Below are 15,767 nucleotides of genomic sequence, written 5' to 3' on the forward strand. Positions count from 1 at the left end.
CCTCGCTCCGATTGTAGATTCGGCCCCGCTCCGACCTCGTTTACGGGAGGTCACAGTGGGGCCGGGCTCTTGACCGATCCGAACTTTGGGTCGTGCTGCCCTCAACGGCTCCCGGGGGGGCGGTTGATGCGGATCCGGGGCGATTCGACATTCACGGGGACCTTGGGCTGCTGCATCGGCTCCAAATCGATGCCGACCTCCTGGAGCTTCTCAAGTTCCGACACAGTCAGGGGATGCTGCGGCGACCGAATGATCGAGAACGACCTATCTGAGTTCCCGGGGGCATCGAAGGCATCCGAAGCGATCTCCAAGTTCTTCATCCCCCGGATAGCTTCGATGGCCCGTTCGCTCCGCGAGGTGTTCTGCGGCATCGTAGCGCGATAAGACGTGTGCTGATTCAAGGTTCTGAGTCGCTCGGCGAGGGACGGCTTTGTCTCCAGGGTCTCGGGCGCCTCGACGGGTTGGTCCACCGCCTCGGGTGCATCAGTCACGGCGTCGGGCCTGGAGACAGGAAAACCCTCCTCGGTATCGGCCGGGGTTCGCGACTGAGTGATCTCCTGGATCGTGTCAAGCATCGATCGGAACAATCGACTGACTTCGCCCTTGGCATCTGAGGTCTCGGCCGAGTCGGCGAGAGTAATGATCTTGTACTCAGTCGAATCGATGTAACATTGAAATCCCATCGAATCGCTCCCCTCCCGGACACTACCCACCCACCCAGTGAGGCGGACTTGCTGTCCGTCGAGTTCGTTCGCGATCGCCAGCGGTCCCGATTGGCCGCTACCAGAGAGGTAGACTCGCACTTCGTCCCCGTATTTGACCCGAGTCTGATCCGCCAATTCCAACCGATCCGGGCGTCGGTAAGCCCCGGTCGTGTCTGCCTTGTGAAATGTCCCAGAGATCGAAGCGCGGGTCGGGGCGGACTGCTGGGCCCGGAGGCTTGCCGGAAAGACAACCGCGAATGTCGCTATGCACAGGAGCGGGAGGATCGTGCGAGCGAACGACATGCTGACCTCCATCAGGACGGGGGGAGGGATTCGAATCGCGGGGCACATAAGTCTTGTTCGGCCGAGGTCCAGTTGATTCTAGGGGGCTCGAACAGTGAGGATCAATGGGGGGCGACAGCCCCCCGGACGTTATTCAGCCCAATCTGTCAAGGTGTGAGGTTTGTTCGGCGAGGCGACGCCGACCGTTCCCCTACGGAATGAGGAGGACGTCCCCACTCGGCACATCCCTGCCCTTGAACTCAGGGTAGAGCGGCGGTTGAAGCGGGTGGGCAGGGAGGTAAGTGGGCGGGGTCGGGCAGAGCACAGTGTCCTCGACCGAGTTGCCGCATCGGGGGCAGATCTGCCCCGCCAGCAGCTGACACTCTCTGGACAAGGGCGTCGGCTCCCTGCTGTCCGAGATGAGGAAGCTGAGGTCGACGATGCCCCCGCTCATGTTCAACGGTTCGAGGTTGTCGACCCGACGCGCATGAGCCTTCACGAGTCGGATGATGTCCTGCGCCCGGGCCCCATCGTGCCTCAACCAGGCGAGCGCAAACACGCCCGTTGCGTGGGCCGCGGCGAACGACGTGCCGGAGCGGATGTCGTACTGGAGTGCTTTGTCCCCGAAGGGGTCATATGTCGTACTTACAATGTCGTGTTCGGCGTCGTAGGGCAGGGTCCCGCGGCCTCCTGGCGCGGCGATGTCCACCGAGAACCGGCCGTAGTTCGATTGGTTGGTCCGGACGCCGCACGGATCGACGGACATCACACTCAGCACGCAGGGGTTGTCGACCGAGGCGGGGTAGACGGGATCGCGGTCGAGGTCCAGGTCCCCGTTTCCGGCGGCGGCGACGACCAGGGCCCCCTGTTGCTCGCATTGCTCGATCACGTTTACGAGCGCGGTCAACTCATCTTCCTCCAGAGTCTCCGCGATCTCCCAACTATTATTCAGGATTAGCGCCCCATTGTGCAGGGCGTATTCCATCGCCCGGGTGGCCTGGGAGAGTCGGCCCTCGCCGTTCTCGTCGAGCACCTTCAGAGCCATGATCTTGACCAGCGGTCGATGCTTCGACTTGCCGGCGATCTGCACGATCGTCCCGGCTACATGGGAGCCGTGGCCGTTATCATCGTCCGGGTCGCCCGTGATCGAGACCTTCTGGCCGGCCCCGGATTCGATGAAATGGGCCCCGTGCTTGTCGTCGATGGAGTCAACGGGGTTGTTGGAGGCCGGATTGGGCCTCCTGAGATTTTCCCAGAGGTAGTCACAGATCTCCGGATGATCGAGATCCACTCCGGTGTCGATCACCGCAACGATGATCGGGTGCAGGGGGGCCCCACCGAAGGGCCCGCGAGGAACCTCGAGGCTGCCGATCTGCTCCAGGTTCCAGCCGAACCGGTAGGCGTCGGCGAGGGCGAGTTTTGTCGAGCCGTTGACGGGGGAGCTGGCCCGTAAGGCTCGGGCACTCTGACTCACAATCCGAGGGTCCCTGGTCGCATCAAGAATCAGCAGATCCTGATTCACGCGATCCTGGACCGCATCCAACGCATTCTGTACCCTCAAAATCGGCTGGCCTAGGACACTACGCAGCCCTTGGATCATCCGGGCCGTGATGTCCAATCCGCCCGGCGCCTCCTCGACAAGAGGTTTCGCGTCCTCAAATCTAGGGGAGTCCTCGGCTTCGAAGGGTGGCGGCTGGAGGTTCCAGCCGCGCCGGGCCTCTGACACGAGTTCCCGGAATGACGGCTCGCTGGGGAAACGCTTGCCCGCCAGAGCCTCATTGAGCGCCCTGGTCCGACCCTCATCCCTCCGGACGGCCCTGGTTGATGGGGCGGGGGCCGCATCGTCGGCCGCATCCCGGACGTCACGGCCCAATGCCGAGCCGCTCGTGACCGGGTCTGCCTCGGTCCGTTCCCGGCAGATCAGGTACCTCACATCCATGTTCGGGCCGACCTCGACGTCGTCGATGACGACGAGGCCGAGCCTCTCGACCCTCATTCTGGCATCCTCGGGGAGACCGATATATCGCATGAACCACTGAGGTGGTGTTTCCGAGGAAAGACCTCCGCGTTCCTGGCCCGGAGCGGGGGTGGTCGGGACGAGGCAGAGTATCATCACGATCGCCAGGGTCCGGAGGCTCCCGAGCAGTTCGGGGCGACGGGGGGGGCGTGAGCTCATCGCGCTGGCCTCACCGATCGTATTGGTCCGCGGGTTCGCGGAATATCTAGCACATAGAAACCGTTCGGCCGGGATCGGGCGGGGGGCCAGGGCTTCTGTAGGAACCGGGCATCCCGCTGGGAAGGTCAGAGGCGGGCCGAGACGGCATTGCTTTCAGCTTACCATGCAGAAGCCACCACCGTCGTCGAGGAGGCGGATTCGAGCCAGTGCTTCGATTGCCGAGACAAAGTCCCTCCCCGCTTTCCCGGATTCCTGGGGAGCATCTCAATTGGGAGAGGCATAGTCGGCCGGAGCCTCGTCTGCGAGACCCCGGCCCGGATGCGAGATACGAGGCGATCCGATCAGCGGTCCCGAGGGATCAGTCGGCCGAGCCACGAGGATCTCGAGACGCCTTCGTCCCGAGGGGCATCCTCCCGTCTTCCGATCCTGGGAGGAGGGATGTCCTCCGCCCGGCCGGTCGCCGGGATCGGTTGGCCCGGCAGGGGAGGCAGCCCGGCGAGGGAAGCCGGCAGCGGGACCGGGCTCCGTCCGGGTCCATCGACCCCTTCCCCCTCGAGGGTGGCCAACGGCTTGGTGGGCGACCCAACTGCCGTCGTCTTCTTCGGGGTGATGGTGAATAATGTCTTCACCTTCAACGGCGTGCTCAATTCCTTCTCCGTGCCCAGCCCCGAGACGACAATCTTGGTGGAGTCAAGCCCTGGGACTGACTGCTCGGGGGTCCAGAGTTTGGACTCCTTGAGTTGCTCGAACAGCTTCCGGGTCCACGCCTCCAGTTCATTCCCCGAAATCACGTAGTCGCCTTTGCTGGAGTCGAACTGTGCGGTGGCGGTGATGCTCGGGAAGAGGAGCCCCTTCTTCGGATCGAAAGGGTAGGTGAAGGTTACCTTCACGGTGGTGGGAGGGTCGCTCACCAGCGGGACGAGGTCGATCCGGATCGGGTTCGAGGCCCCGACGGAATCCGGGACCAGATTCTCGTTCTCGTCAAGCTTGCCGGTAATCGTCAGGTCCGTGGTCTCGAGCTTGAAGCCGATGGGGGGGGTGAATGGGGGCGGGGCGGACTCCGGGTTAATCTCGACGATCAGGTGGTTGGAGATGCCGTTCGGGGTGGCGACGTGGATGTCGAACGCCTGGACGCCGTATTTCGTCCGGATCGGCATCGCTTCGGGGGGGATGGTGATGCGGAGGACGTTGCGGCTGATGAGGTCACCTGCGCCGGGGATAGTCACGCCGCCGGCAATTACCTCCATGTCGACGATGCCGAAGTTCGTCCCCAGGATGAAGATCGACGATGGATTGCCGTGAATCGGGGGCTCGCCATACCACGCCAGCAGGCGGGGCGCGAGCTTCGAGGAGTCCGAAGAGAAGATCTCCGAGCCGCTCAGATCGCCCTCGAAGGGCAGCTTGGAGTAGTGAGTCTGCATCGGGAGGAGGGCTTCGAGCTGGGTGATCCGGTCATCCAGGCGTGCCAGCTCTTCCGGCCGATAAAGGTGGCTGTCGATCACATTGGGCAATCCGTTACGGGCGATCTGGACCTTGCGGCTCAGGTCGACCATGTCGACCGTGTCCAGCTCCTGGTCGGCGAGCATGCCGGCGAGGTCGAACCAATTGGCGGTCGTCGTGAAGCGGACCCCTGGAATGAAGTTCGGCATCACAATGAGGGCAACACACTCACGGGGGCCGGGCTCGATCCGGCGAGTTTTCAGATCGTAGTTCGGTGGGGGGCCGTTGAAGAGCAGGGTGTTGAGGAACCGCTGTGGGTTACTCTCGGTGGGCGGAGTCTGGATCCTCGGGTAGAAGCGCCACCCGAAGGTCGTGTCTCCGGCCCCGAATCCGACTGCCGTCCGGTTCAGACCGATGGTCGCTAGATCGCGCTCAAGGAGACGAGCGTAGCTCGTTAGGTTCTCGAATTCGATTTGCCCAGTCGCGACTCCGAGAGCAAATGCCAGCTGGAGCTGAGTGCGAATGCTGTAGAGATCCAGCTCGTTCTGCTGCTCGACGGCAGGGTCGAGCGAGAAGACGTGGATCGGCCACTTCTGGGCGACGTAGGTGTTGAACGCCTCACGCTCCTCCAGCGACGGGTCGAACGCGTGAAAGGTGAAGTGGTCGAGCGTGTCGCAGGCGAGGCCGGCCCGCTGGGCGACCACCATCATGTCGTGCTTGAGCTGCCGATCGATCAGGACCGACTGGACCATCAGACCGTAAGCGAGGACGTCGATGACGAGAGAGAACTGCTTCTCGGCGGTCCGCTCCTCGGTCACGTTCCGGGAGGATCGCAGTGCCTTCAGCCAGCTCTGCCGGTGCACCTGCAGGGCGCCGTAGTCCCGGGCCAGGACAAGGCCGCCGATATTCTCGAAGACGTCCGGCTGGAAGAGAGGATTGCCCCTGATCGCCTGCTCCCGCATGTAACGGTGCGCGTACCGGAGATCCCGGAAGAGGGAGGAGAACGTCGATGGGTCGTGGGGGAACAAGTGGTCCCGCTCTGTTTTGAGGTAATCTACGAGCACTAGGAGGTTGTCGATCCCGTAGATGTCTTCCACCTCGCTCGGAGACAGAATCCCGGTGGGGGCGGAAGAGCCCGGATCGACACTAGCTTGGGCGGCCCTGATCTGAGAGGCCCGGACGTCCCGCGAATCGGCTGACGGAGCCGTCCTGGTAGACCCGGTCAACGCCTCCTCTTCTGATTCCTCGGTCTGCTTTTTCTTCAGTTCGTCCGATTCGATCTCTTGCAGGAGGCTGTTCAGCACGTCGGTCAGCTGATAGGCCGTGTCGAGGATGACGACATTGCCGAAGGTCGTCGGCAGGATGTCAGGTGTGAGGTGTTGGGTGGCGTTGACGGTGACGACCGCCCCCTTACCACGCCGAGAGTCGGGGCCTGGGAGCAGGGAGACGGGCATCCGGACCAGATAGAGGCCATAGCCGGGCAGGTCGACGAGGTCGTCCCCCTCATTGAGCCGGCGGATCTGGTTCAAATGATCGAGGTATCGCTTTTTCTGGTCGAGGACGACCGTGGGCTCCAGCCCGATCCCCGGTTGGTCGAAACCGGCGAGACTGCTACCGAGCGTGGCATTCTCCCCGATGAAATTGGTGAGGCTCGACGGCGTCAGGAATCCGGTTGCAGAGATTCCACCACCCTCCGCATCTCTGGTGAAGATGCTATTTGCGAGGAAATTCCCGGTCGGGTTGGTTGGGCTACTGGGTGGCTCGACCAACTGGACATTCTCGCTGTCCTCGACGGTGGTCGTTTTCGTCCCGATGCCCGCCCTCAAGATCGAGCTGCTCATCAGGGAGGCGGCATCGGCTCGGCGCTGAAAGCTCTGCAGGCGGAGCTGGAACTGATCGAGCTCCTTATCCATCTCGTCCTCGAACTCCTGCCGATGATTCGTCAGGCGGTTCTGACCGTAGACGTCCGGTGATTTCACCGCGATCTTCCCCTCGTCGAAGAGCTCCTTATCGAGATCGTCGATCAGCTTCGCGAGGTCGCGGACGGTGATAGCTCCCGGGTGGGTCGGGATCGAGTGCTCGGGCTTCCGATGGAACTTGTGCAAAAATCCCTGGGCCGAGGATTCCACGGCCGGGATAGCTAGCATAATGATCAGGACCCCGATCAATCTCACACGAGGATTGCCCTTACTGTGCATCGCATCCCCCCACTACTGGAAGACCCATCCGAGGATCGGAATCGACCCGATGAGTTAGATCGTCCAGTTCGTGCCGATGCTGCAGGTAAAAGAACCTCCGGGCGGACCCGAGACACTGCTTTCACTCCAGATTCGGATCCAAGGTGAGCGAAAGAAGGACCGCCAGCGACCTTCGTGGCGGTCCCAGGGCAGGACGGCGTTGACAGCAGGGGGATCGCGACGCGTCAGCCTCGTCGATCGACCCGGAAAATCGGGCGCCTTGCGGACATAAGGCCAGCCGAATCGAGAGGAATTCGGCCCAGGAAGCGGAACAATGGGGCCTCGAAGAGACCGCCCGGGACGCCGTTCCCGGAAGGGAGTCGGCCGTGGAACTCGCCGTCCAGCGGGTTGCCGGCGAGGTCGCGGATGTTGCTGCTCAAGATCCGGAGCCGATGTGGGAATGGGGCCCCGCGGGTCTGGGCGGGGAGCTCGAGGATGACAGCCAGGGGGTCGGAGGGCAGCGGCCTCACCTGGAGGGGCTCTGAGACCGTCCTCGGGAGCGATCGAACCAGTGGGGGACCGATCAGGTTGAAGTTCCGTACATCGAGGATCTCCGACCGGCTGAGTCCGCTGACCTCGTCCTGGAACCCGATGAGGATGCGGCGAGTCCGAGGATTGAACGTCAGGAATGCGACCCGAGGCGCCAGGGTGTCGATGCCGACCGCAGTCAGCTGCTCAAGCGAGCCGCCGGGCCCGTCGATCGGCGTCTCCCTCCCGAGTATCTCGTAGAAGCCCGGCAGAAGAGGCCGGGAGGTGATCGACCAGGAGCCGTCCTGCGAGGCGATCGCCTGTCCGATCGGGACCGGATCGGTGAGGGCGGGGATCCTCGCGAACAGGTCGACGATCGAAAGGGGGGTCGCCGTGCCGATGAAGATCGGCTGGGAAATGTTCGTGAGATTGTCCGAATCAGATACCCCGGAGTCGCTGAGCGGGCTGAGTCGCCCCGCGAAGCCTCGGGAGGAGGCGACCTCAGCTGTGGCGATGGTCTCGGCCCTCTCCTCGCCTCCTTCCTCGCCTCCGAGATCTCGTTCCAGGGTCACGCGAACGCGGTAGGTCCCCGGCGCCTTGAAGACGTGACTCGTGGAGATGGCCAGCCGTCCGTCTTCCCGCCGCTGGACCGTGGCCACCTGGCCCGCGGCCTGGTCGTCCTCCGCGTCCCAGTCGATCGTTGCAAGAAATTCCCCGAGATCGGCGTCGGGAATGGGTTCGGAGGTGACGGCGACGATACCGCTGAACTCGACGCCGGCGAACGCCTCGATCGGGAACGCGGAGAGGCGGAGGTCTCCGACCCCGACGGCCGTGCTCGTGATCTGAACGGGCTCGGCGACGCCAGTCTCTCGAAGCGTGACGATGACGTCCCGGGTCGGGCCGTCCAGCTCCGCGAAGGTGAAGGAGCCGATGACGTCGAAGAGGCCCTCGCCCCTCGGCACGATCGTACCCAGGGTCGACCGGTCGTCGGTCCAGGCGATCCGGGCCTCGAAGTCCGATGCGGACTCAAACGGATTCAAATCCGTGAACGAGGCAACAACGATTTGCTCGAGCGGAACGCCCTCGGCGGCCTCGAAGAAGCGGGGGATCCCGGTCGGCTTCGTGGCCGACACCTGAACGGCCCCCTGACCGGAGGACGTGCTCTCCACAAGTCCTGAGATCGCGACCGTCACGACCCGATCGCCCTGTTGCTCATAGACGTGACTGCCAACGACGGAGAATCCGGCGCCCTCGACGGGGACGATCGTCCCGGGGGAGGGCATCGAGCCGTCTCCCCAATCGATCGTCGCGGAGAAATCGCTCGCTTCCTCCCCGGCGACCTCGCCCGGGGGGAAGGTGGCGATCTGCCCGTCGAAGCGGAGGCCTTCGGTTGGCCCCGGGATTGCGGCGACCTCCACCGCGAGAAGTTGCCGCACCTCGAGCCGTTCCAATACCGGTCGCCGGAGACCGGCCCCGGGCCTGCCTCGCACGCGATCGCGGGCAGCTCGATCGACGATTCTCCTGCCGAACCACTGGCGTCTCATCAGTTCAATACCCCTGAGTCATCACAAAGATAAAAGATTCGATTGAACTCTACGCGAGACGCCTGCCCGGCCCCCCCGACGATCCCGGGAGAGGGCCGGGAGGCGAGTCCGGTTTGCGACGGGCCTGTCACTTGCGGTTGCTGAAGAGGCTCCGATAGACGGCTGCCCCGTTGACGACCGAGGCGCGGGCCGACTCGATCGCGTTGTCCTGTGCCAGCATGATGAACGGCACGGCCTCTCGGGAGATCGAGGTGATCTGCTCGGTCTGATTGGCGAAGTTCTCCCCCACGCTGAGCGTATTGTCCCGGAGCGGGAGGAGCAGGTTCACCAGCAGGGTGCGGCGATTCGGCTGCAACTGTTCGAGGTCCATGTCCTGCGACGGGAAGGCGGAGATCCGCCGGACGATGAACGGACGCCCCCCGAACGCGCCATGGCCCCCTCCCTTCTGTCCCGAGCGATTGAGAAGCGGGTTCTGAATGGCGCCGATCAACTCCTCGCTGAGCAGTGTGACGCGCTGAACCGTGTAGTTCTCGAAGGAGTTGAGCCTCCCTCCGTCCAAGCTCGACTCGTCGCCATTGATGACCGAATCGAAGAAGACCGAGCGCGCCTGCGAGTAATCGGTCGCGAACGCGTCGAAGACCTCCTCGACCTGCTGGAGCACCGGCTGGGGGCGGGGTGGGAAGACCCGCTGACGATCGGTGAGATTCCTGAGCAACGCGATCCGATCGGGCGCGATCGGCTGGTTCCCGAACATCGCGCTCATCAGATTGCGATCCTCAAGCGCGTCCGAGATTTCCGGTCGGAATCGCTGCTTCCTTGACATTGAATGAGTCCTCCCTGATCAGGTACCAAGGGGTACTAGGTTCCGGCCAGCCGCTTCGGTCGCCCGAGATATGAGAGTTCGGTCGATGGCGCGATTACCTCGGCCCCCGTCACAACTATCATCTTTGATCGTCGAGGCCTTCCGCCCCCTATACCCCCGGTTCACATCGAAGACGACTCCCCCCGGAGCATCTCGGTGAATCCCTACATTGGGAATCCGGGAGGCAAAGCGGACCGAACCCGTAATGCCGATGTGTTCGCCACAACTGAGCTCGACTGATTCAGATGCCGCGGGCCCGCCTCGGCGGTCGCATGGGGAGTTGAACCGGCTTCCCACGGCCACCGACCGAGGACAGGCCCGCCATGCCCCGCCACCCGAAGCCCTGTCGTTGTCCCAGTCGCTCGCCTCCGCCTTCACGCGGCCAACTTCAGGCGCCTTACCCTGCTGATGGACGTCGCGATCCTGGCCACCGGCCGGCGCACCGTAGACAGCCTGCTGCGGAGCGCGGCGCCGATGGCCGCCGGGCATGTCACGACCTCTCGGTGCGTCCTCTGCTCTACCTCGTGGTCGGCCATGCGGACGGCCTGCGATCTTTGCCGGCTCGTCCTGAGGCTCGTGCCCGACGATGGGCCGATCGCACTGGTAAGCGACGACACGGTCGAGAGCCACTCCGGCCGCAAGGTCAACGGTAAGCCCCGGCACCGCGACACGGTCCGCTCCAGCCACGGTTACACCGCCTGGCGCAACGGCCACAAGTGGGTCGTGCTGGCCGTCCTGGGCCGCTTCCACTCGGCGCCCCTCCTGGGCCCAGCCGGTGCTCGTCGCTCTTTCCCGATCCGAGGAGGATGATCGGGCCCTCGGCCGGCCGCACCGCACGCCGGCGCGGATCATGCCCCGCTCCTGCGGGTGATGCTGCTGTGGTTCCCTCACCGGAGACTCGTCATCGACGCCGGCGAGGCACCGACAGACTGGACCGGTTCGTCCGCCGCCATCGGGCCCGACTGACCCCGGCTTCGAACCCGTGCGAGCCGCCCCCGCCGTACAAGTGCAATGGCCGTCCGCCGGTCAAGGGGGCCCTGCTCCCCAAGCCCAGCCAGGCGGCGGAGTCCGCCGAGTTGCGTGCCGGAGAGGTCGCCTGGCATGGCGACCTGAGTGTTCGTCCGCGACCGGGCCGGCACGCACCGCGACGAGTACTCTTCCAGCACCGCCCCGAGTATGGACCTGACAGCGATGGTTGCCGCCTGCACCGGACGCTGAAATCTGGGAGCCACGTTTACAGGAAGACCGCTGTCATCTCGGTTTGGAGTCGACGCGGGATTTGGTGCCGGCAGACGGTCCTGCGTGCGACGCCGTGCCCGTTCGGCCTGTATTCGGTCGTGGGCTTGTTGAATCCAGGGCCTGCCGGAATCCAAGCGGTCCGGCGGTGTAGACTGGCCGGGTAAGGCCGGCGTGGACGTTCACCGACGTGCAGGAATGCGGTCCGGAAGTGGCTCTGGCGGGAATCGGTTTTTCCACAGGCCGGGGGAGCGGCGGCCCTCGAAGAACTCCCCCAGCCGTTACAGGTCATCATATTCTACGCCCTGGCGCCAGAGCCATAGGCCCGAAGAATCCGCACCATTCGACCCTAGTCGATGAGCTCCGCGTCGATGTCCTCCTGGGCGTTGTTGGCCCCCGGGCTGAGGTTGGTGGCGCGGAGACGGGTCGGAGGGCTCCCGAGGACCGGGCCGGAGCCGACCGGGATCCGGTCGTCGAACCGCCAGCGGGCGAATCCGGGGAACTCGGCGTCGACCTGGGCCGTGACCGTCCCGATCGGCGTCTCCGAGCCGCCGTCGATCCGAGAGATGCGCACCTGTTGCGTCGTCGTCCCCGCCGGGGCGTGGGCCATGGTGACGGCGCCGCGGGCATCGACCTCGAACTCGTCGCCCCGGTCCCGGACGTCGGCCCTCAGGATCGAGACCTGGGGGTTCGGGTCGGCCAGCGTCGCGTCGCCGTCGACCTCGAAGAGAAACGCCCGGAAGGCCGAGCCGTCGAAGTAACCCTCGGCCGAGGCCGGGGTGTCGACGGCGACCGAATCCAGCTCGATCTCGAAGCCGAACCCATTCTGGGGCGGCTCGGCCGGCATCCTCGGGTCATCGAGGAACACGATCGGCACTCCGTTGATCCGGAGCGTCGTGGCGCTCGTCTCGGTCACGGCACCCAGGATGATATTCTCGGATGGCTCGATGGCGATCTCCTCGGCCTCGATGACCCCCGAGGCCGCGTCCACCTCGCCGATCGCGATGACGGTCCCCCCCACGAACCCCGGCTCGGTGCGGCCGGGCAGGGGGGCCGGGTCCAGCAATTCCGCCAGCGACAGGCTCGCCGACGGGCTCGAGATGACCGTCGAGGCCGTCGCGACCACCGTCGCGCCCATCACCGTCAGGCGGGCATCCGCCCCCGATGCGACGATCGCCGACACCGGCCCCTCGATCTCGGCAGGGTGTATCGCCATGGCGGACTCTCCTCCTGCATCATTCTCGTGAATGAGAACTTTTTGGAAAAAGATGTTGCGTTGCCTTCCCAGACTGTTATCTTCGGACCCCAGTCAGCGAGATTAGGCGTGTGTGGCCGTGAGCAATAGTGTGGTCAGGGCTGACATCCAGGTTCAAGAGTCTTATTGAGTCCGAGTCGGGCCTCCGGTCGGTGCGATTGGCACCCTCGGCCGCGACGCCTCCGCCCCGGTCGTGCCGTCGCCTCTCGCGCGTCTTTCCATCGTAAGGTGATTGAGGCAGAGTGATGATCAACCGGCGTGATGTCCTCCGAGGGACCGCGGCCTCGCTGCTGGCGGCGGGCCCCGTGGCGGCCCAGAAGACGGGCGACCCGTTCGGGAATGCGACGGCCACCTTCAACAAGGACGATCAGCACGTCCTGCCCCCCTGGGCCTTCTCGGCGCGGCTCCGCCTCCCCCCGACCCCTCGGCCGACGAGCATCGGCACCTTCTCGGACCTGAACGGCAAGAGCCAGGTCTTCGGCCCGACCGACCCCGTCCCCATCGGCGAGGTCTTCCACGGCATCGCCCGAGAGTGGTCCGAGAACCCCGACCACTGGTGCCACCAGCTCGGCTGCAAGCCCGGCGAGACCGGGCAGAAGGCCTGGGACGATCGCCGCGACTGCTTCGGGACCGTCGACGCCCACGACGGCAGCGGGAAAATCCACAACTGGGGTAACTTCCCGATCAAATGCTACAAGATGCCGATCCGGGAGGCGCTCATCCGGCTCCATCCCAAAGCCGGCGACCGGGCCCTCGTCTACAGCTACGACGGCATGGTTCCCGGCCCGACCTTCAAGTTTCGGCTCGGCCAGCCGGTCGTCATCCGCTACGAGAACCATCTCCAGACCGAGGTCTCGGTCCACCTGCACGGCGGCCACAACCCGTCCCATAGCGACGGTTTCCCGACCTTTTATGTGCTCCAGGGCAAGTCTCGCGATTATTTCTATCCGAATATCCTTCCATTGATCCAGCGAGACGGGGACGAGCACCCCGTCCCCGACGAGGCCGAGGCCCAGTCGACCATCTGGTACCACGACCACGCGATGGACGCCACCGGCTACAACGTCGCCAAGGGGCTCGCCGGATTCGCCATCTGCTACGGCGAGAAGGAGCTGAAGCTCATCAAGGATCGCGTCCTCCCCGGGCTGGGCGCCGACTCCTGCCACGACCCCGAACTCGAAGGCCGAGGCGACGATTCCGAACTCGAAGACCCCCAAAACCCCGGCTACTACCTCCCGGGCAAGGAGCCGTATCACAACCCCTTCGAGCTGCCCCTCGTCCTGCAAGACAAGGTCATCGACCGCAACACCGGACAGATCGCCTATAACAGCGACGCACACAACGGCTACCTCGGCGACACCTTCTTCGTCAACGGCCAGCCCTGGCCGTATGAAGAGGTCCACAACCGCAAATATCGCCTTCGCCTCCTGAATGGCTCCAACGCCCGCGTCTATCGGCTCCGACTCCTCCCCGAGGACGTCTACCGACGGGCCATGGACGTCGGCCTCGACGAGGAGGAACTGGAGGAGCAATCCTGCCCCTTCCTGCAGATCGGCAAGGATAGCTGGCTCTGGTCTCACGCCCTGGAGCGCAGGAGCACCCTGCTCACGATGGCCAACCGCGCCGACCTCGTCATCGATTTCCCCGCCCTGACCGAGTCCGACGAGAACGGCCCCAACGGCCCGAGGACCTTCTACCTCGTCAACACCATGCCCCAGGACGACGGCCGGGGCCCCGGCGAGAAACTCGACGACTTCGGCGACCCCCGCGTCCTCCCCGTGCCCTTCGACCTGATCCCCCCCGATGAGGGGCAGCAGGAGGAGGCGGAGCCTGGACCCGGAGAGGACGAGGAACCGAACCAGGAAAATCCCGACCCATTGCCCGATCTCCGCCCGAGGCGGGTGGCCGAACTCCGGCGGCCGATCGCCCTGTTCAAGATCGAGGTCAGGGACGAGGCCCCTCCCAGCGAGGACGCCTCGGTCGAGAACGGAACCCCCTTGATCGAGAAACACCGGATCGAGGACGACGAGGTCACCGCGGTCCGCGAGTTCATCTTCGAGCGGAGCAAGGGGGCCTGGCAGGTCAACGGCCGGTTCTACGACCCGACCATCGCCAACGCCGCCCCGACCTCCGGATGCGCCGAGGAATGGGTCTTCCGCAACGGCGGAGGCGGCTGGTGGCACCCCATCCACGTCCACCTGGAGAGCCACCAGCTCGTCTCCTACCAGAAGGACTTCGAGGCCGACGAGGTCTTCGACCCCGGCGACCCCCCCGACCGCCGGCCGCTCCTCAACCTCGTCGAGCTGATCGATTTCATCCCCTTGCCGGAACGCATGGGCTTCCACGACACGATCGCGCTCGGCCCGAACACCGTCGTCCGCATCCGGATGCGGTTCCGCACCTTCAACGGCCCGTTCGTGTTCCACTGCCACAACCTGGAACACGAAGACATGCGCATGATGATGAACTTCGAGCCGGTCCCCTCGACCGACGCCTCGCCGCACGACCCCAACGTCGCCCCCGCGGCCCGGACCCACGGCAACGCCCTGACGCTCGACGGCCAGACCGATGAAGAGCACCCCGGCAAGGTCGGCGAGCTGCCCTGGGAATACCACCCGGTCCCCGACTCCTCCATCCGAAACGCGGGCGAGAACGTCATCCCCCCCCGGCGGACGGGCGACGACGACTGACCCGGACCGCGCTCCGATGCGTTGCCCAGTAGACTCTCTCTTTCTCTCCGGGGTGCCTCCATGCTCCAGGAACTGATCCGCTGGCTCGGGATCGAAGACGACGACGCCCACGTCCGGGAGCGTGCCCGGCGAGCCACCCGCATCGGCGACCGCTACGCCAACGTCCGGCTGACCAACCAGTTCGGGCAGTCCGTCCGCTTCCACGACCACTTCGTCGCCGGCAGGGCCCTCGTCGCCAACACGATGTACACCACCTGCCGAGACTCGTGCCCCGTCACCAGCTCGCGGCTCGCCTCGCTCCGCAGGGTCCTCAGCCCGGTCTTCGGCGACCGGCTCAGCATCGTCTCGCTCACGCTGGAGCCGCACATCGACACGCCCGAGATCCTCCGCGGCTACGCCGATGTCTACGGCGCCAACGACCGAGACGGCGGCCTCTGCGAGTGGCAGTTCCTCACCGGGGACCCGGACGACGTGGATCGTCTCCGCCGCAGCCTCGGGTTCTACGACCTGGACCCGGTGATCGACCGCGACCCGACCCAGCACGCCTCGCTGCTCCTCTTCGGGAACGGCCAGACCGACCGCTGGGCCTACCTGCCGGCCGAGCTGGACGAGCCGCTCCTGGTCGAGTCGATCCGCCGCATCGCCGGCGTCTCCTTCGAACAACGCTACGGGATCCGGCCCTGAGTCCCGCCGCCGCCCCCGATCGTGTCGTGTGACCCGTTGATTCACGAGAGCCCGACGCCGGTCCGCCTCGATGCAGGTCCGATGGCCCTCCGAGACCGCTCCCAGTCGACCGGCTCGGACCGAACCGGATCTCCTCCAGAATAATTGCTCCGGCTCGCTCCCCCTACGATTGTCCCCCAGGAGCCTGTG

Annotated in this window: 9 protein-coding genes; 3 read left to right on the forward strand and 6 right to left on the reverse strand. The window is 65.0% G+C overall.

All coding sequences use genetic code 11. The features are described 5' to 3' along the window. Nucleotides 1-101: 101 nt before the first annotated feature. The 5 genes from AB1L88_RS02010 to AB1L88_RS02030 all read right to left on the reverse strand — a co-directional run bounded on the left by AB1L88_RS02010 (nt 102) and on the right by AB1L88_RS02030 (nt 9,614). On the reverse strand, nt 102-1,007 hold the full coding sequence (locus AB1L88_RS02010; RefSeq protein WP_367094950.1) for a hypothetical protein: 906 nt from the start codon (nt 1,005-1,007) through the stop codon (nt 102-104). Nucleotides 1,008-1,197: 190 nt separating this feature from the next. Further along, complete coding sequence (locus AB1L88_RS02015) at nt 1,198-3,162, reverse strand: S8 family serine peptidase (protein ID WP_367094951.1); 1,965 nt, start codon at nt 3,160-3,162, stop codon at nt 1,198-1,200. Nucleotides 3,163-3,503: 341 nt separating this feature from the next. Then, a complete protein-coding gene (locus AB1L88_RS02020; protein ID WP_367094952.1) occupies nt 3,504-6,776 on the reverse strand; it encodes a hypothetical protein in 3,273 nt (1,090 codons plus the stop codon). A gap of 248 nt (nt 6,777-7,024) precedes the next feature. After that, a complete protein-coding gene (locus AB1L88_RS02025; RefSeq protein ID WP_367094953.1) occupies nt 7,025-8,743 on the reverse strand; it encodes an Ig-like domain-containing protein in 1,719 nt (572 codons plus the stop codon). Between the two features lie 235 nt (nt 8,744-8,978). After that, entirely contained in the window at nt 8,979-9,614 is a 636-nt protein-coding gene (locus tag AB1L88_RS02030; RefSeq protein WP_367094954.1) for a hypothetical protein, read from the reverse strand. Between the two features lie 507 nt (nt 9,615-10,121). Between AB1L88_RS02030 and AB1L88_RS02035 the strand changes: the two genes are divergently transcribed. Beyond that, on the forward strand, nt 10,122-10,523 hold the full coding sequence (locus AB1L88_RS02035) for a transposase (RefSeq protein WP_367094955.1): 402 nt from the start codon (nt 10,122-10,124) through the stop codon (nt 10,521-10,523). Between the two features lie 775 nt (nt 10,524-11,298). On the opposite strand, the gene AB1L88_RS02040 is transcribed toward AB1L88_RS02035, so the two are convergent. After that, nucleotides 11,299-12,165: a hypothetical protein gene (locus AB1L88_RS02040; protein WP_367094956.1), complete on the reverse strand. Its 867-nt coding sequence runs from the start codon at nt 12,163-12,165 to the stop codon at nt 11,299-11,301. Nucleotides 12,166-12,449: 284 nt separating this feature from the next. Between AB1L88_RS02040 and AB1L88_RS02045 the strand changes: the two genes are divergently transcribed. Together AB1L88_RS02045 and AB1L88_RS02050 are read left to right on the forward strand one after the other, a co-directional pair. Continuing rightward, nucleotides 12,450-14,894 (forward strand): multicopper oxidase domain-containing protein, encoded by a 2,445-nt coding sequence (locus AB1L88_RS02045; protein ID WP_367094957.1) that lies wholly within the window; start codon nt 12,450-12,452, stop codon nt 14,892-14,894. Nucleotides 14,895-14,954: 60 nt separating this feature from the next. Beyond that, nucleotides 14,955-15,578 carry an SCO family protein gene (locus tag AB1L88_RS02050; RefSeq protein WP_367094958.1) on the forward strand — a complete coding sequence of 208 codons (624 nt, stop codon included), beginning with the start codon at nt 14,955-14,957 and terminating at the stop codon, nt 15,576-15,578. Nucleotides 15,579-15,767 lie beyond the last annotated feature (189 nt).

The sequence above is a fragment of the Tautonia sp. JC769 genome (genome assembly GCF_040717455.1).
Classification (GTDB): domain Bacteria; phylum Planctomycetota; class Planctomycetia; order Isosphaerales; family Isosphaeraceae; genus Tautonia.